This is a genomic window from Brevundimonas sp. LjRoot202 (assembly GCF_964253355.1).
Lineage (GTDB): Bacteria > Pseudomonadota > Alphaproteobacteria > Caulobacterales > Caulobacteraceae > Brevundimonas.
The window spans coordinates 282,598-300,252 of record NZ_CAXUQW020000003.1 but is presented as its reverse complement, the minus strand read 5'-3'; the positions used below and the strand labels follow the sequence as shown (position 1 = coordinate 300,252).

The following is a 17,655-nucleotide window of genomic DNA, read 5'->3' as shown; positions in this document are numbered from 1 at the left end:
CTCACTCTCCACCCGCTTCGGGCTGGGTCGCGGCCGGCTGATCCATCAGCCGCCGGCTCAGATAGGTGTATTCCAGCGCCACCCGCCGCGCCGTCTCGCGCAGGTTGGCTCCAGCCGCGTGGCCCCCGTCGGTGTTCTCGTAAAACAGCACCGGATAGCCCAGCGCCTCCAGCCGCGCGGCCGCCTTGCGGGCGTGGCCCGGATGGACCCGGTCGTCCTTGGTCGAGGTGTGGATGAACACCTCAGGGTACGGCTGGCCGGCGCGCAGGTTCTGGTAGGGCGAATAGGCCTCGATCCAGGCCCGCTCCTCCGGCACGTCCGGATCGCCGTACTCGGCCATCCACGAGGCCCCGGCCAACAGCTTGTGGAAGCGCAGCATGTCGAACAGCGGCACTTGGATGACCGCGCCGTTGATCAGGTCGGGACGCTGGGTCAGCATCGCCCCCATGAACAGCCCGCCCTGCGAGCCGCCCATGATCCCGAGGCGCGGCTGCGAGGTGATGTCGCGGGCGATCAGGTCCAGGGCCACCGCCTGGAAGTCCTCGTGCGCCCGCTGCCGGTTCTCCTGCAGCGCCGCCTGGTGCCAGCGCGGCCCGAACTCGCCGCCGCCGCGCGTATTGGCGATGACATAGACCCCGCCCCGCTCCAGCCACAGCTTGCCGACCGTGGCCGAATAGCCGGGCAGCAGCGAGTTCTGGAAACCGCCGTAGCCGTACAGCAGGGTCGGGTTGGAGCCGTCCATCGGCATGTCGCCCTTGTGGACGACGAAATACGGGACCTTCACGCCGTCGGCCGAGGTCGCCTCGAACTGCTCGACGACCATGCCGGTGGCGTCGAACTTGGCCGGCAGCGCCTTGACCACGTCCGCCGAGCCCGTCGCCGCGTCCGCCAGATACAGGCTGGAGGGGTTCAGATAGCCGGCCACGCTGACGAACACCTGGTCGTCGCGCTCGCTGGCCGAACCGACCCCGACGGTGACGTTCTGCGGCAGGTCGAGCCGGGTGCGGCTCCACTCGCCCGCCGGGTCGGGCTCATAGACATAGACCGAGCCGCGCACGTTCTCGTAGAGGGCGACGACCAGCGTGTTGCGGGTGTTGGAGATGCCCTCGATGGCCTCGCGCTCGCCCGGCCGGATGACCAGCAGGGCCGGCGTGGCCGGATCGGCCAGCCAGCGCTCGATATCCCAGGCGATGACGTCGCCGGTTTTGAATTCCTGCCCCGACGGCGCGGTCCAGTCCTGGTCCGTGGTCACCACCAGCTGACCCTGCACCAGGGCGTTGATGTTCGACTTGGCCGGCAGCTCCAGCTTCGTGGTCGTGCCATCGGCGTTGAGCCGGTGCGTCTCGCCCTCGTAGAAATTCACGCCGCGATTGATCAGCGTCGCCTGGATGACCCCGTCGGCGTCGCGCAGGGTGTAGCCCGATACCGACACGTCGGTCGGCTGGCCGGTGAACACCGTCTGCGCCTGGTCCAGCGTCTGGCCGCGCTTCAGCACTTTGACGATCATCGGATAGCCCGAGGTGGTCATCGAGCCGGGGCCGAAATCGCGCGACACCAGCAGGGTGTCTGCGTCCACCCACGACGCCCCGCCCTTTGATTCCGGCAGCACGAAGCCGTCCTCGACGAAGGTCCTGGTCGCCCGGTCGAACTCGCGCACCGTCACCGCGTCCTTGCCGCCGTCCGACAGCATCACCAGGCAGCGGGTTTCTTCGGGCGGCAGGCAGGTCGCGCCCTTGTAGACCCAGTTCTTGCCCTCGACCGCCGCCAGGGCGTCGAAGTCGAGAATGGTCTCCCATTGCGGCTCGGCGGTGCGATAGCTGTCCAGCGTGGTGGTCCGCCAGACGCCGCGCACGTGCTCGGCGTCCTGCCAGAAATTGTCGATGGAGCCGTCGCGGTTGAAGCCCGGCGAGGGGATGCGGTCGCGCGACTGGACGATCTCCAGCGCCTGCTGGTGCAGGGTCTCGAAGCGGGGATCGCCGCGCAGCACGCCGAGCGAATGCGCGTTGTGCGCCTCGACCCAGGCCATGGCCCGTTCGCCCTCGACCTCTTCAAGCCACAGGTACGGGTCGGTCGCATCGGACGTCGCGAAGCCGGCGCCGGACGACTCGCGCGGGGAATGGACGGGTGTGGTCTGGGCCATGGCGGCGCTCGAAAGGGCGGTGGAGGCGAGAAGCGCGGCGAGCGCGGCGGTGCGGATCATGGACGGGTCCCCGACGGATGGTCGGCCGGCACCTTACCCGGCGGCGGCCCCGTCACAAGGCGGGCGGGATGAGGTTACGGTTTTGTCATTTGGCGGCGGGCTGGGCGTCGCGCTCCATCAGCGGAGGTCCAGCGCCGTCGGCCGCCTCTAGTGATGTCCCTCGTCCGGAATGCACAGAATCTCGCCACAGGCCTTGCAGTGGACGGCGTCCGGATCGTGCTTCTGCAGGCCGCAGGTCGGACAGGGGAATTTGACCTTGTGGGGCCGGACCAGGGTCTGGGCCAGACGCACGAACAGGGTGATGCCGGTGAGCATGATGATGATCGACAGCACCCGCCCCCAGTTTCCCGGCAGGGTGATGTCGCCATAGCCTGTCGTGGTCAGGCTGGAGACGGTGAAATACAGCGCGTCCAGATAGCCGTGCAGATCCTCGTGACGGCCCCGGAACGTCGCGTAGACGAAGCCCGTGGCCACGAAGACGAAGGTGACCAGCGCGGCCAGCGCCCGGGTCACCTCCTCGACCCGGGTGTCGTCGTACTTCTGGCCGACCGTGCGCCAGAAGAAGTCCGAACTCAGCAGCGTCCACAGCCGCAGCATCCGCAGGAAGCCGAAATTGTACAGCGATTGCGGGAACATCAGGGTGGCGAGAATGAACAGGTCGATCCACGTCGACGGCCGTTTCAGCCAGTCCTTGATGTCGGTGTAGGCCATCGCCCGGGCGGCGAGATCGGCCGCCAGCACCAGGGCGACGATGACGTCGATGACGTAGAAGGCCCACCCCGCCTCCCGCAGGATCGGCGCGGCGAGGAAGAAGCCGATGATGGCGAAATCGACGACGATGACCGCCAGCCGGAACCGCACCGCCGCCGGCGACGAGCCGTGGTAGAGGTAGCGCATCCGCGCCCGCAGCCGCCAGCCCTGGCGGTTCGGATCGGTTCCGGGTTGGGTGTCGGCGCGGCTCATGGTCCAGCGATAACGCGCGTCGCTCGCGCAAGGAACCGGCAACCGCTATATCCGCCGGCATGACCCGTCCTTTCGTCCGCATGAATGGCGCCGGCAACGACTTCGTCGTCGTCAATGCGCTGGAGACGCCGTTCGCACCGACGGCGGACCAGGTGCGGGCCATCGCCGACCGGGAGACGGGTCAGGGCTGCGACCAGCTGATCGCCATTGAGCCCTCCGCGACCGCCGACGCCTTTATGCGCGTCTGGAACGCCGACGGCGGCGAGGTCGAGACCTGCGGCAACGCCCTGCGCTGCGTCGGCTGGCTGCTGATGCAATCGACCGGCAAGGACTCCGTGACCATCGACACCCTCGGCGGACCGACCACGGCGGCCCGGGCCGGCGATCACCGCGTGCGCGTGGACATGGGCGCGCCCGGTCTCGACTGGATGCAGGTGCCGCTCGCCGAGGAGATGGACACCCGCGGCATCGAGCTGCAGGTCGGCCCCATCGAGGCCCCGATCCTGCACACGCCGGGCGCGGTCTCGATGGGCAATCCGCACGTGGTCTTCTTCACCGACCGCCAGGACGACGCCTTCGTGCGCGGCTCCGGCTCGCTGGTCGAGCACCACCCGCTGTTCCCGCAAGGCGTCAACGTCGGCTTCGCCAATGTGCTGGCCCCCGACCGCATCCGCCTGCGCGTCTGGGAGCGCGGGGCCGGCCTGACCAAGGCCTGCGGCACCGGCGCCTGCGCCGCCCTCGTGGCCACGGCCCGCCGCGGCCTGACCGGCCGCCACGCAATGGTCGAGGCCGACGGCGGCGACCTGCTGATCGACTGGGACGAGGCCAGCGGCCACGTCTTCATGACCGGCCCGATCGAGATCGAGGGTACGGGGACGCTGGCGGTCTGAGAGCGGCCCCGGCGGCGCCTACGACCGGGTCCCGCCGGGCGGGCGGAAATCCGCCCAAAGCAGGCCCACGGCGTCACTTTTCCCGCACAGGCGGAGCGGAGCGGACGTCCGCGACGCCGGGACGACGGTCTCCGGTCTTCCCCGGCGTCAACGGTTGTCCCGCCGCCCCCCGCGCACTAGGAACGGGGACAGCCCAGCAGACGCGCGACCAAGCGCCCGGAAACGCCCCAGCGACATGCCCGACCTGACCGACAAACAGACCTTCTCCGACGAGGACGCGCTCGAGTTCCACCGCAGTCCCCAGCCGGGCAAGATCTCCATGGCGCCGATCAAGCCGATGGCGACGCAGCGGGACCTGTCGCTGGCCTATTCGCCGGGCGTGGCCGTGCCGGTGCTGGCCATCGCGGAGGACGTCGACAAGGCCTACGACTACACCTCCAAGGGCAACCTCGTCGCCGTCATCTCCAACGGCACCGCCATCCTCGGCCTCGGCAACCTCGGCCACATGGCCTCCAAGCCGGTGATGGAGGGCAAGTCCGTCCTGTTCAAACGCTTCGCGGACGTCGACAGCTTCGACGTCGAGGTGAAGACCACCGACCCGGACGAGTTCGTCACCGTGGTCAAGAACATCGGCGACACCTGGGGCGGCATCAACCTGGAGGACATCAAGTCCCCGGAATGTTTCGTCATCGAGAGCGAGCTGCAGGACCTGCTCGACATCCCGGTGTTCCACGACGACCAGCACGGCACCGCCATCATCTCGACCGCCGGCCTGATCAACGCCGCCCATATCGCCGGCAAGAAGCTGGAAGACCTCAAGGTGGTCCTGTCCGGCGCGGGGGCGGCGGGCCTGTCGTCGATCGGTCTCATGAAGGCCGCCGGCGTCCGCGCCGAAAACACCGTCATCGTCGACCGCGACGGCGTGGTCTACCAGGGCCGGCCCGGCATCGATCAATGGAAGGCCGCCCACGCCACCGACACGCCCCACCGCACCCTGGCCGAGGCCATGGTCGGCGCCGACGTGGTGCTGGGCCTGTCGGCCAAGGGCGCCATCACCAAGGAGATGGTGGCGTCGATGGCGGCCAATCCGATCATCTTCGCCATGGCCAACCCGGACCCGGAGATCACCCCGGAAGACGTGATGTCGGTGCGGACCGACGCCATCATCGCCACCGGCCGGTCGGACTACGTCAACCAGGTCAACAACGTCCTCGCCTTCCCCTATCTGTTCCGCGGCGCGCTCGATGTCCGCGCCCGGCGCGTCAATCACGAGATGAAGGTGGCCTGCGCCCAGGCGCTGGCCGCCCTGGCCCGCGAGGACGTGCCGGACGAGGTCGCCGCCGCCTATCGCGGCCGCAAGCTGAAATTCGGCCGCGACTACATCATCCCGACCCCGTTCGACCCGCGCCTGATCTGGTTCATCCCGCCCTTCGTGGCCCAGGCCGCCATGGACTCGGGCGTGGCCCGCAGACCGATCGCGGACATGGACGCCTACCGCGTCTCCCTGCGCTCGCGGCTCGATCCGTCGGCCGCGCTGATGCAGAACATCTCCGGCGCCGTGCGCGCCGCGCCGAACAAGCGCATCGTCTTCGCCGAGGGCGAGGAGACCGCCGTGATCCGCGCCGCCTGGGCCTTCAAACAGGCCGAACTGGGCACGCCGATCCTGCTCGGCCGTGAGGAGCTGATCCGCAAGAACGCCGCCGATGCGGGGCTCAATTTCGACGACATGGGCATCGACATCGTCAACGCCCGCATCTCGGAACACAACGCCGAGTACGTCGACTGGCTCTACGGGCGCCTGCAGCGCCGCGGCTATCTGAAGCGCGACGTGCAGCGGATGATCAACCAGGACCGCAACTATTTCGGCGCCGCCATGTGCGCCCGCGGCCAGGCCGACGCCATGGTCACCGGCGTGACCCGCAACTTCAACATGGTGCTGAAGGAGGTCCGCCGCGTCCTCGACGTCCGCGAGCGGATGATCGGCCTGTCGATCGTGCTGGCCAAGGGTCGCACCCTGTTCGTCGCCGACACCTCGATCCATGAGCTGCCCGACGCCCGGGACCTGGCCGACATCGCCTGCCAGGCGGCCGCCACCGTGCGCCGGCTGGGCCGCAATCCGCGGGTCGCCTTCCTCAGCTATTCGACCTTCGGCAACCCGCCGGGCGACCGGGGCGAGATGATCCGCGAGGCCATCCGCCTGCTCGACCAGCGCGGCGTCGATTTCGAATACGAGGGCGAGATGCCCGCCGAACTGGCGCTCGATCCCGAGGCCCGCGCCGCCTACCCCTTCATGCGCCTGTCCAAGGACGCCAACGTGCTGGTCATGCCGGGCATCCACTCGGCCTCGATCTCGACCCGGCTGGTCCAGGCCCTGGGCGGGGCCACGGTGATCGGCCCGCTGCTGGTCGGCCTCGAACGCTCGGTCCAGATCGTCTCGCTCGGCGCCTCGGTCAGCGAGATCATCACCGCCGCCACCTTCGCCGCCTACGAGGAAGGGGCGATGGGCGAGGAGGGCTGAAGCTTCGTCAGGAAGGCTGGGCTTCGGCGGCGGCTTCTTCTTCTCGCGCCTTCTGCGCCGCCATCACCGCCGGCTGCCGCCTGGCGACATAGAAGGCGAGCAGGATGGCGAAGATGCCGATGACGGTCGAATAGATGAAGAAGGTGAAATAGCCGGCTCCCAGTCCTGCGACGGAGACGCCGCTCTTGGCCGCGCCCTCGACCAGCGAACCCTCCGGCATGCGCGCGAACAGCCCCTTGAATGCGGCTGGCAGCCCGCCCGAGTCCGCCCAGCGCGCCGAAGCCTCGACGATCTTGCCGGACTGGGAGGCGATGATCTTGCCGGGCAAGGCGTACAGCGAGCTGAACAGCGCGTACTGGGTCGCAGTGAAGCCGATGGCCGTCAGGCTCGACATATAGGCGATCAGAGCGGTGCCCGCGTAGCCGGTGGCCACGTTGTCGATCCCGATCGAGACGAACAGGGCGTTCAGATCGTGACCCTGCGTGGCAAGCCAGGCGAAGACGATGTTGGACACCGGGCTCATGAAGGCGCCGATCACCATCGTGCGGATCAGGCCCAGTCGCGCTACGGACCATCCGCCCACTATGACGCCCGCCGACAGGGCCACCACGCCGAATACCTTCCTCACCTCGGCGATCTCGATCAGGCTGAAGCCAAGGTCGATGTAGAAGGGGTTCATGATGTTGAGCACGAAATCGGCCAGCCGGTAGACGCAGATCAACGCCAGTATCGGGCCGGCCAGACGGCCAAACCGGTTGAAAAAGTCCATCAGCGGTTCGCCGAACGATCCCGCCAGATAAGCGCCCGGCCGGGTCGCCATACCGGGCAGCGGCCAGCAGGCGGCCGTCAGCAGGGCGAAGCCGCCTCCGACGAAGGCGAACTGGATGAGAACGCCGACCAGGTCGCCCTGCTCGAGCCACGCAGTCACGACGTCCCGACCGCCCTCGCCGATCACGGCCCCGAAGGCCCAGAGCAGGGCATCCGGACGGTCGGTCAGGCCTGTGCCGATAATCAGGGCCGCGATGAAGATCAGCAGGATGCGAACGACCCATTCGACCTTTTCGGCCAAGGGGCGCGACGGCAGGTGCCCGACCGGGATCGCCCGGGCGACGTGGGTTTTTTCACGCGGGGCCAGCAAGACGCCCAGAACGCCGATCCCCATCAGGGCCGACATGACGGCGTAGGAGAGGTTCCAGTTGAACAACTGGGCGAGGATCAGCGGCACGGCGCCGGCCACGATCACGGCGACGCGGTAGCCCAGCTGGTAGGCCGCGGCCATGACGCCCTGACGGCTGTCATCCACCGCTTCGATGCGCCAGGCGTCGATGGCGATGTCCTGGCTGGCCCCGAAGAAGCCGACCATGACGGCGAACAGCGCGATCAGGCCGAGGTTCGACTGGGGATCGGAGCCGGAGATCAGCCACAGGCCGAGAATGATCACGGCCTGGGTCGCCAGCATCCACGACCGGCGATGGCCCAACCATTTGGTCAGCACCGGAATATTCGTCCGGTCCAACAGCGGCGCCCAGACGAACTTCAAGGCGTAGGTCAGGGTCGCCAGCGCGAAGAACCCGATCAGCTCCAGCGAGACGCCGTCGTCCCGCAGCCAGGCCGACAGCGTGTCGTAGACGAGAAGATTGGGCAGTCCGGCCGCAAAGCCGAGGAGCAGCATGACGAAGCTGGTGCGTTCGAAATAGGCGGCCAGCCCTCCGAGTCCGCGCGCGGGCTTTGCGGGCGTGTCGGCGTCGGTCATCAGGCGTCCCTCGTGTGACGCCCCCCGGCGTCTCCTATGCGACGGCGACCTTGGCGCGCTCCGCGCGGTTCGTCCAGCGGGCCAGAGAGGCGCGCAGGGCGTCGAGCTCCAGAGGCTTGACCAGATGGTCGTCCATGCCCGCCTCGAGACAGGTGCGGCGGTCCTCCGCGAAGGCGTGCGCCGTCAGGGCCACGATCGGGGTTTCGTCCCCCCGGGCGCGGATGGCGCGGGCGGCGCTGGGGCCGTCCATGCCGGGCATCCGCATGTCCATGAACACCAGATCGTAGCGGGCCCGCTTCAGCGCATCGAGTGCCTCATAACCGCTAGCGGCGGTCTCCACGGCGCAGCCCTCACGCTTCAGCAGGGTGGCGGCCAGCAGGGCCCCGACCGGATTGTCCTCGACCAGCAGCACCCGGATGCCCGAGAAGCGGGTCAGGGCGACGCGGTCGTCGTCGGGCGGCGGCGGCGGCGGTCCGGGCTGCATGGCCTGGCGCGCGCCGGACGCGGCCAGCACCCGCTCGGCCAGCGAGGCGCGCCGCAGCGGCTTGATCAGATAGCCGTGGAAGCCGGCCGAGCGGTAGCGGGCGATGAGGTCCCGCTCGCAGGGTTTCAGCAGCACGATGGCGCGCGCGTCGCCGGCAGGCCTGGGCGCGAGGCCGCAACCAGCGGGACGCCCGGCGTGGTCGATCAGCATGACCGGGGCCTTGGCGGCGACCCGGCCGCCCGAGGCCTCGATCTGGGCCGCGGCGGCCGCGCGCACGAAAGGATCCGGGCTGGCCACGGCGACGGTCTCGCCCACCAGCGACAACGACCGCTCCGGCGCATTCTTCACGGCGGGGAAGGCCGCTTCGAAACGGAAGCGCGCCCCCGGGCCGTCGGGCCGGTCGGCGACGGCGACCGTTCCGCCCATCGCCGCGGCCAGCTTGCGGACCACCGCGAGGCCAAGGCCCGCGCCGCCGAAGCGGCTGGCGTCCGAGGCGTCGACGTGGCCGAATTCCTCGAAGATGCGGGCGCGGGCCTCGACCGGGACCCCGGGCCCGGTGTCGTCGACGATGAAGGCCAGACGCGGCGTCTTCATCGAGCCACCGGACCGTTCGACCGAGATGCGGACGCCGCCGCTTTCGGTGAATTTCACCGCATTGCCGGCCAGGTTGAACAGCACCTGGCGCAGTCGGCCGTCGTCGGCCATGACGTCGACCGCCTCGGGCGCCACCGACCAGGCGATCTCCAACCCCTTGTCGTGGGCCTTCGGGCTGAGCAGTTCGGCCACGCCCCGAACCAGACCCTCGAGGTCCACCGGCGCGGAATCGAGCTCCAGCAGCGCCGCCTCGATGCGGGCGTAGTCGAGCAGGTCGTTGACCAGGCCCAGCAGGTGCTCGGCCGACGACCGGGCCGCGTCCAGATAGGCGCGCTGGGCCCCGTCGAGACGGGTGCGCGACAACAGGCCGAGCATGCCGATGACGCCGTTCAGCGGCGTGCGCATCTCATGGCTCATCAGCCGCAGGAACTGCTGTTCGGCCCCCTCGGCGACCGGAGCGTCGGCCTTGATCGTTTCCGGAACCATCCTCGTCTTGCGCGTCATCGCCCATCCCCCAACCCGGACGGTAACCATCGCCGACAATGTCTTAAGGCTGGTTCAAGCGGGTCGGTTAAGGAAGTCTGGCGATCAGTAGGCCGGCGCCCCGCCTTGATGCTCCGTCCGGCGGTCGAAATCGGCCTGGGCGCCGACGGTCGATCGGCGATGCACCAGGGCCTCGGCCACGTGCCGGCGCAGCACCCCGTCGCAGCCGTCGAGGTCGGCGATGGTGCGGGCCAGCCGCAGCGTCCGCGTCCAGCCGCGCGCGGTCAGGCCGCCGCCCTCCCCCGCCCGCATCAGCAGGGCCCGGCCCGCCTCATCAGGCCGGGCGAAGCGGTCGAGCGTCTCGCCCGAGGCGCGGGCGTTGACGGCCTGGTCCCGGGCCGTGTCCGGGTCGACGCCGGCGGCGCGCAGCCGGGCCTCCTGCAGCGCCCGGGCGGCGTGGACGCGGGCGGAAGCCTCGGCCGTACCCTCGGCCGGCGGCGGCAGGGCCATGTCGGCGGCGGTGACCGGCGGCGTCTCCACCGTCAGGTCGATGCGGTCGAACATCGGCCCGGAGATGCGGTTCTGGTAGTCGCGCTGGCAGCGCGGGGCCTTGCCGCACGCCCCCTTGCCGCCGCCGCCGAGACCACAGCGGCACGGGTTCATCGCCGCCACCAGCTGGAAGCGGGCCGGATAGCGGACATGGGCGTTGGCCCGGGCGACCACGATCTCGCCGGTCTCGAGCGGCTGGCGCAGCGAGTCGAGGGCCTGGGCGCTGTATTCGGGCAGTTCGTCGAGGAAGAGCACGCCGTTGTGCGCGAGCGAGGCCTCGCCGGGCTTGGCCCGCAGACCGCCGCCGGTCAGCGCCGCCATCGACGCCGAATGATGCGGCGCGCGGAACGGCCGGTCGCGGGTCAGGGCGCCGCGCTCGATCAGCCCGGCCACCGACCAGATCATCGAGGTCTCGAGCAGCTCCTTCGGCGTGAGCGGCGGCAGCAGGCCGGGCAGCCGCGCCGCCATCATCGACTTGCCCGACCCCGGGGGACCGACGAACAGCAGGTTGTGGCCGCCCGCCGCGGCGATCTCCAGCGCCCGCTTGGCGCTCTCCTGTCCCTTGACCTCGCGCAGATCGGGCACGCGGTCGCCCGAGCGCATGGCGCCCGGCTCGGGCCGGCGCAGCACCTGCACGCCCTTGAAGTGGTTGACCAGACCGATCAGCGAGCGCGGCGCCAGCACCGCCACCTCGCCGGCCCAGGCCGCCTCGGGCCCGTTGGCCTCGGGGCAGATCAGGCCCAGCCCCATGGCGTCGGCGGCCACCGCGGCGGGCAGGGTTCCGCCGACCGGGGCGATCTGTCCGTCCAGGCCGAGCTCCCCGACCGCCGCCCAGCCCGCCAGCGCGTCGGCGGGGATGACGCCCATGGAGGCCAGCAGGGCCAAGGCGATGGGCAGGTCGAAATGACTGCCCTCCTTGGGCAGGTCGGCGGGGGCGAGGTTGGCGATGATCCGTTTCGGCGGCATGGCCAGGCCGATGCCGGCGAAGGCGCCGCGCACCCGCTCGCGGCTCTCGGCCACCGCCTTGTCGGCGAGACCGACAATGACGAAGGACGGCTCGGCTGCCGACAGCTGCTGGACCTGCACGTCGACGCGCCGGGCGTCCACGCCCTCGAACGCCACCGTGACGACGCTGGCCACCATCGGCCTCTCCCGCTATCCGCGAGAGAACGAACCACGAACAAACAACTTTGGCAAGAGCGGCGTTGTCAGAACCCCTGCGCCGCCCGCTTCCTTTCGATCACGTCCCACATCAGCGCCGCCGCATCGACGCCGGTGAAGCGCTTCAGCTGCTGGGCGCCTGTGGGCGAGGTGACGTTGATCTCGGTCAGATAGTCGCCAATCACGTCGATGCCGACGAAAATCAGGCCGCGCTCCCGCAGGGTCGGGCCGATGGCGGCGCAGATCTCGCGGTCGCGGGCGGTCAGCTCGACCGCCGCCGCCGTGCCGCCCATGTGCAGGTTCGACCGCACGGCGCCCTCGGCCGGAATGCGGTTGATCGCCCCGACCGGCTCGCCGTCGACCAGCAGGATGCGCTTGTCGCCCTTCGACACCGCCGGGATGAATTTCTGGATCACCAGCGGATCGCGCGAGCCGACCGCGTGAATCTCGATCAGGGCCTCCAGGTTGGGATCGTCGGCCTTGAGCCGCACCACGCCCGAGCCGCCGGCGCCGTGCAGCGGCTTCAGCACCACGTCTCCGTGGCGGCGGTGGAAGTCCATCAGGGCGACGGGATCGGAACTGATCAGGGTCGGCGGCTGCAGGCCGGGGAAGCGGGTGACCAGCAGCTTCTCCGGCGCCGAGCGCACCTCGGCCGGATCGTTCACCACCAGCGTCTTCGGATGCACCGTCTCGAGCAGATAGGTGGCGGTGACGTAGGCCATGTCGAACGGCGGGTCCTGGCGCATCAGGATGACGTCGACATCGTCGGCCAGGTCGAGCCGGACCTCGTCGCCGAAGCTGACGTGATCCCCGGCCGTGGCCCGCAGCGTCACCGGGCGGGCGCGGCAGAACAGCCGTCCATCCTCCAGCGCCAGGGTCCGGAAGTCGTAGACCCAGACCGGGTAACCGCGGTTCTGGGCCTCCATGGCCTGCAGGAAGGTGGTGTCGGAGTCGATGTTGACCGCCTCGATGGGGTCCATCTGGATCGCGACTCTCAACATGCCCTGTCCTTCCAAGCGACGTCAGCTTGGCTAATGGGCAGCCGGGGAGGCCGGCGCAACCCTAGTTCAGCTGAAGCCTGACCCGGTCGACCGACATCCGGCGGTGGGCCTCGGTCGGGTCGTCGAGCGACCGGGCCCGCGACAGCGCCTCCAGCGCCCCGGCCAGGGCGCCCTGTTTCTCGCGGGCGGCGGCGACGTCGAGCCACGGGCGATGATCCTCGGGATCGAGCAGGGCCCGGCGCAGGGCCGAGCGTTCGGCGCCCTCGAAGTCCTCGGCGCGAAGGGCGCGGCTGAACAGCACATTCTGCAGGCGCAGCAGGGCCTGACGGTCGCTGACCGGGGCCATCAACACGTCGAGGCGGTCGGCGACGTGGGGGGTCAGCCCGGCCCGCAGCGCCCGGCGGGTCAGTTCCGACGGCAGCACCAGCCGTCCCTGGCTGAACGGGTCCAGCGCCACGGGCCCGTCCGGGGTCTCGACCCGCAGCAGGAAATGTCCCGGGAAGTCGACGCCCTGCGCCTTCACACCCGCCCGTCGGGCCGCGTCGAGGTAGAAGATCGCCAGCGTCGCCGACAGGCCGCGCCGGCGCTCGGCGACGTCGATCACATCGGTGTTGCCGGGATGGTCGTAGTTCAACAGGTCGCCGTTCAGCCGCAGGTCGGAGGCCATGGTCTCGGCCAGGGCCTCGTCGGGGCTCTCGCCGGCGATCCGCTCGGCCAGTCGCTCAGCCGCGTTTCGGGCCAGCGTCCGCACGGGTTCGGGATCGCGGAACGGATAGTCGTGGACGGCGCAGGCGATGGCCGCCTCCAGCAGCGGGAAAGCCTCGTCTCCGGCCTGACCCGCTTCGGTCAGGACAATTTCCGCCTCGTCACGCGTCACGCCCGCCCCCTGCCGAACGGCTCCACGCCACGACGATGGCGCGGAAGCCGGCGCGGAGCCAGCGCCACAATATCGATTCTGAGCAGATGTCCGGCCAAGCTGGGTCTTTGACGCAACACCGCGCGGCCCGCGGCCAGCAGCCGATCATACTGTTTCGCGGACAGGGCGGCGAGGGCCAGTTCCAGGTTGGCGCGGCGCTTGACCTCGACCACCGCCAGGGTGCGCCCGCGCCGGGCCAGGATATCGATCTCGCCGGCCCGGGTCTTGAGCCGGAAGCCGAGCACCTGATAGCCCCGGCACATCAGCAGGGCCGCGGCCAGCCACTCCGAGCGATGGCCCAGCCGATGCGAGGCGGCTCCGAGTGCAACCCGCCAGCCGCGCTTGGGCACGACGACCCTCGGCGCCTTGAGGCGCGCCGGGGGCAGGCGGGCCGGGGGCGCGGCGCGGGTCACCGGCCCTGCAGCTCCAGCGCCCGCTTGTAGAGCGGCTTGCGCGGCAGGTTGAGCGCCTTCGACACCTCCGCCGCCGCCTCGCCGGGCGGCAGCCGGCTCAGGGCCTCCCTCAGAGCGGTATCCGCATCGGCCTCCGACGCGGTCTCGGCCTCGCCCGGGCCGACCACGACGACGATCTCGCCCTTCGGCGACTGGCAGCGCGGGTCGACGGCCAGTTCGGGCAGGGCGCCGCGGATGCATTCCTCGTAGAGCTTGGTCAGCTCGCGGGCCACGGCGGCCGGGCGCGGCCCCAGCACCGCGGCCATGTCGGCCAGGCTGTCGGCGAGGCGCGGGCCGCTCTCGAAGAAGACCAGCGTCTGGCGGCCGGTGCGCAACTCTTCCAGAGCCGTGCGCCGCGCGCCCGACTTCGGCGGCAGGAAGCCGGCGAACAGCACCCGGTCGGCCGGCTGGCCCGCGATGCACAGGGCCGCCAGCAGGCTCGAAGCGCCGGGGATGGGATGCACCGGCAGGCCTTCGGCGATCACGGCGCGGGCGACGACGAAGCCCGGGTCGCTGACCAAGGGGGTGCCGGCATCGGAGACCAGCGCCACCACCGCCCCCTCGCGCAGCCGTTCGATGGCCAGCTCGGCGGCGCGGGCCGAGGCGTGGTCGTCGCAGCGCTCCAGCTTCGCCTTCAGCCCGTAGGCCGCCAGCAGCTTGCCGGTGACGCGGGTGTCCTCGGCCAACACCAGGTCCGCGGCGGCGAGGACATCGAGCGCCCGAAGCGTCATGTCGCGCAGGTTCCCGATCGGCGTCGCCACCAGATACAGGCCGGACGCGACGGGGCGCGGCGGCGGGGCGGTCGGCGGGAAGACGGAGGGATCGGGCATCGGCGGGACCGTGCCAGTCGGGGGAGGCGCACTCAAGGGCGGCGACGCTCCCGACCGGGGCGGCGGTTCAAGCCAGCAGGGCCTTCAGAACCGCGTCCAGCACGGGGCGGCCGCGGGGGGTGGCGGCGAGGCGGCCGGCGACGGGGGCGAGAAAGCCGTCGGCGAGGAGGTCGGCGAGCGGGGCTGAGGCGGGCGTGAGGCCGAGGGCGGCGAACACGGCCAGCGGGACGCCCTCGACGGTGCGCAGACCCAGCAGGACCTGCTCCTCGGCGGCCTCGACCGGGGTCTGGGGCTGGCGTTCGATCCATGGCGTCCCGGCCTCGACGCCGGCGAGGTATTCCCCGATCCCGCGCCGGGCGACGGTCGCGGTCCGCACCCCCTCCAGCGTCAGCCGCCCGTGCGCGCCCGGGCCGACACCGATGTAGTCGCCGCCGCGCCAGACGTGGAGATTGTGCGCTGACCGGGCCGCGACCCCGCGGGCGTGGTTGGAGACCTCATAGGCCTCGAAGCCCGCGCCCTCGAGCACCGACTGGGTGGTCTCGTAAAGAGCGGCTGCCGCATCCTCGTCGGGGGGCGTCCAAGCCCCGCGCGCCACCGCCCGGCCGAAGGCGGTCGTCGGCTCGATGGTCAGCTGGTAGGGCGAGACGTGCTCGAAGCCGAGGTCAAGCGCCTCCGTCAGTTCGGCGGTCCAGCCCTCCACCGTCTGGCCGGGGCGGGCGTAGATCAGGTCGATCGACAGCCGGTCGAAGGCCCGGCCTGCCACCGCCACGGCCCGCCGTGCTTCGTCGGCTGAATGGTTGCGGCCGAGGAACGCCAGGGCGGCGTCGTCCAGCGCCTGCACCCCCATCGACAGCCGGTTGACCCCGGCGGCGGCCAGCGCCGCGAACCGGTCGGCCTCGGCGTCGGTCGGGTTGGCCTCGAGGGTGATCTCGATGGGTCGGCGCGGCGGGAACAGGGTTTCCGCCCGCGCGATCACCGCCGCGACCGCGTCCGGGTCCATCAGCGAGGGGGTGCCGCCGCCGAAGAAGATCGAGGCCAGCCGGCGCGGACCGGTCAGGACGGCCTGCGCCTCCATGTCGGCAAGGATGGCTTCGACCAGCGCCGTCTGTTCGGCGGCCTTGCCCCGGTCGCGCACGACGTTGAAGTCGCAATAGGGGCAGATGCGGGCGCAGTACGGCCAGTGGACGTAGAGGGCGACGTCGGAGCCGGGATCGGGGACCGGATCAGTCAATCAGCGCCGCCTTGAGCTTCCCGAACGCCCGGGCCCGGTGGCTGATCGAATCCTTCAGCGCCGGATCCAGTTCGCCGAAGGTCTGGTCGTAACCATCGGGGATGAAGATCGGATCGTAGCCGAAGCCGCGGTCGCCGCGCGGCGGGAAGGTCAGCCGGCCCTCGACGCGGCCCTCGACCACCACGGCGGGGCCGTCGGGCCAGGCCACCGCCAGCGCCGAGGTGAACCAGGCCCGCCGGTCATCCGAGCCGATCTCCTCCAGCCGCTCCTCGACCTTGCGCATGGCCAGGGCGAAATCCTTGTCCGGCCCGGCCCAGCGGGCCGAGAAGATGCCCGGCGCCCCGTCCAGCGCCGCGACCGACAGGCCCGAGTCGTCGGCCAGCGCCACCTCGCCCGACCGGTCCGCCGCATGGCGGGCCTTGAGCAGGGCGTTGCCGGCGAAGCTCGACTCCGTTTCGTCGGGTTCGGGCAGGTTCAGCGCTCCGGCGGTGACCACCTCGTAATGTCCGCCGAGCAGGGCCTCGATCTCGGGCACCTTGCCGGGATTATGGGTCGCCGCGACCAGCCGCATCCCCTTGATAAGTCGAAGCTTCATACCGATCACGCGCCCTGTAACGATCCATTGCCAAAGTTTAATATCGTTAAACGATATGTAACATGACTTCCGGCCCTGCACGTCCTATCTATTGACCCAAGGACGGACGCCGCAACGTTCCCCGATACGGGCCATAACGGCAAGATCGATGCAGCGGCACAACGAAAGAGGGGTGAAAACATCCCTCACTCAGGATCGAAAGACACGACGATGAACACCATGAACGCTTCCTACTTCCTCGAAAAGGTCGGCCACGGCGTCCTGAACGCCTTCCTGCTCGCAGCCCTGCCGACCGCGCTGGTCGCCACGCTCGTCCAGGCCCTGTGATCCTGCTTCTGCTCACCGGAGCTTTGACGATCTGCATGACAACCGCGATGTATAAGACCGCGCGTGGGTTCGCCGGACCCCGCGCGGCGATCGCGCCTGGACTTCCGGCCTGAACGAGGCCCGCATGCGATTCCCGAAGACGACATCGCTCGGGATGATTCGCACCCCTTCCCTGCCCCGCCTGAGCCTGGTCTCGATCTCCAGCGTCGCGGGCACGGCCTGCACCGTCGCCTTCTGGGTCCTGACCGTGGGCGCCGTCCTCATCCCCGCCTCCGTCGTGGCGCTGAAGGTTTTCGGCACGCCCGTCGTGACCGCCGGGGCCGGCGAGGACGCCATCGTGATCCCCCTGCCCTGGGCCTATGTGCTGCTCGTCGCCACGGCCGCCTTCGCCTATCTGTCCATTTCCGCCCTGATCTTCCGCCTGCTGATCCATATCGTCGCGACGCTGCGGGTGGGCGACCCCTTCCATCCGCTCAACGTCCGCCGGCTGCACCAGATCGGCGCCGCCTTCGCCGCGGTCACCCTCGGCGTCTGGGCCGGCCAGTTCCTGGTCGCCCGTTTCGTGCGCGGGGCCATGGAGACCCCCAGCCTGTTCGATCTGATCACCCCGTCCTTCGCGGTCGTCATCATCGTGGTGATCGCCGAGGTCTTCCGCGAGGGCGCGCGTCTGCGCCACGAATCCGAGCTGACCATATGAGCGGGCGCGCG

Annotated in this window: 14 protein-coding genes; 3 read left to right on the top strand and 11 right to left on the bottom strand. The window is 70.2% G+C overall.

Going from position 1 to position 17,655, the window contains the following annotated elements:
- Window position 1: 1 nt before the first annotated feature.
- Window positions 2-2,200, bottom strand: coding sequence for a prolyl oligopeptidase family serine peptidase (locus ACSQ1L_RS09325; RefSeq protein ID WP_435994212.1), 2,199 nt, complete (start codon window positions 2,198-2,200; stop codon window positions 2-4).
- A 147-nt stretch (window positions 2,201-2,347) separates the two neighbouring features.
- A complete protein-coding gene (locus ACSQ1L_RS09320) occupies window positions 2,348-3,163 on the bottom strand; it encodes a potassium channel family protein (protein WP_435994211.1) in 816 nt (271 codons plus the stop codon).
- Between the two features lie 59 nt (window positions 3,164-3,222).
- Here ACSQ1L_RS09320 and dapF point away from each other — a divergent pair, with 59 nt between their 5' ends.
- Entirely contained in the window at window positions 3,223-4,053 is an 831-nt protein-coding gene (gene dapF / locus ACSQ1L_RS09315) for a diaminopimelate epimerase (protein WP_435994210.1), read from the top strand.
- A 235-nt stretch (window positions 4,054-4,288) separates the two neighbouring features.
- Window positions 4,289-6,571, top strand: coding sequence for an NADP-dependent malic enzyme (locus ACSQ1L_RS09310; RefSeq protein WP_435994209.1), 2,283 nt, complete (start codon window positions 4,289-4,291; stop codon window positions 6,569-6,571).
- A gap of 7 nt (window positions 6,572-6,578) precedes the next feature.
- Here the strand turns inward: ACSQ1L_RS09310 and ACSQ1L_RS09305 are convergent, their stop codons facing one another.
- The 9 genes from ACSQ1L_RS09305 to rdgB all read right to left on the bottom strand — a co-directional run bounded on the left by ACSQ1L_RS09305 (window position 6,579) and on the right by rdgB (window position 16,620).
- Window positions 6,579-8,324 (bottom strand): AmpG family muropeptide MFS transporter, encoded by a 1,746-nt coding sequence (locus tag ACSQ1L_RS09305; RefSeq protein ID WP_435994208.1) that lies wholly within the window; start codon window positions 8,322-8,324, stop codon window positions 6,579-6,581.
- Between the two features lie 34 nt (window positions 8,325-8,358).
- Complete coding sequence (locus tag ACSQ1L_RS09300; RefSeq protein ID WP_435994207.1) at window positions 8,359-9,906, bottom strand: response regulator; 1,548 nt, start codon at window positions 9,904-9,906, stop codon at window positions 8,359-8,361.
- An 84-nt stretch (window positions 9,907-9,990) separates the two neighbouring features.
- A complete protein-coding gene (locus tag ACSQ1L_RS09295) occupies window positions 9,991-11,577 on the bottom strand; it encodes a YifB family Mg chelatase-like AAA ATPase (protein WP_435994205.1) in 1,587 nt (528 codons plus the stop codon).
- Window positions 11,578-11,642: 65 nt separating this feature from the next.
- Window positions 11,643-12,596: a glutathione synthase gene (gshB, locus tag ACSQ1L_RS09290; protein ID WP_435994204.1), complete on the bottom strand. Its 954-nt coding sequence runs from the start codon at window positions 12,594-12,596 to the stop codon at window positions 11,643-11,645.
- A gap of 61 nt (window positions 12,597-12,657) precedes the next feature.
- Window positions 12,658-13,473, bottom strand: a complete 816-nt coding sequence (locus ACSQ1L_RS09285; RefSeq protein WP_435994203.1) for a SirB1 family protein — start codon at window positions 13,471-13,473, stop codon at window positions 12,658-12,660.
- On the bottom strand, window positions 13,470-13,925 hold the full coding sequence (locus tag ACSQ1L_RS09280; protein ID WP_435994201.1) for a YraN family protein: 456 nt from the start codon (window positions 13,923-13,925) through the stop codon (window positions 13,470-13,472). The genes ACSQ1L_RS09285 and ACSQ1L_RS09280 overlap by 4 nt, the downstream gene beginning before the upstream one ends.
- Entirely contained in the window at window positions 13,922-14,794 is an 873-nt protein-coding gene (gene rsmI / locus ACSQ1L_RS09275; RefSeq protein WP_435994199.1) for a 16S rRNA (cytidine(1402)-2'-O)-methyltransferase, read from the bottom strand. The genes ACSQ1L_RS09280 and rsmI overlap by 4 nt, the downstream gene beginning before the upstream one ends.
- A 67-nt stretch (window positions 14,795-14,861) precedes the next feature.
- A complete protein-coding gene (hemW, locus tag ACSQ1L_RS09270) occupies window positions 14,862-16,025 on the bottom strand; it encodes a radical SAM family heme chaperone HemW (RefSeq protein ID WP_435994198.1) in 1,164 nt (387 codons plus the stop codon).
- Window positions 16,018-16,620: an RdgB/HAM1 family non-canonical purine NTP pyrophosphatase gene (gene rdgB, locus ACSQ1L_RS09265; protein ID WP_435994196.1), complete on the bottom strand. Its 603-nt coding sequence runs from the start codon at window positions 16,618-16,620 to the stop codon at window positions 16,018-16,020. The genes hemW and rdgB overlap by 8 nt, the downstream gene beginning before the upstream one ends.
- Before the next feature lie 481 nt (window positions 16,621-17,101).
- Here rdgB and ACSQ1L_RS09260 point away from each other — a divergent pair, with 481 nt between their 5' ends.
- On the top strand, window positions 17,102-17,644 hold the full coding sequence (locus ACSQ1L_RS09260) for a DUF2975 domain-containing protein (RefSeq protein WP_435994195.1): 543 nt from the start codon (window positions 17,102-17,104) through the stop codon (window positions 17,642-17,644).
- Window positions 17,645-17,655 lie beyond the last annotated feature (11 nt).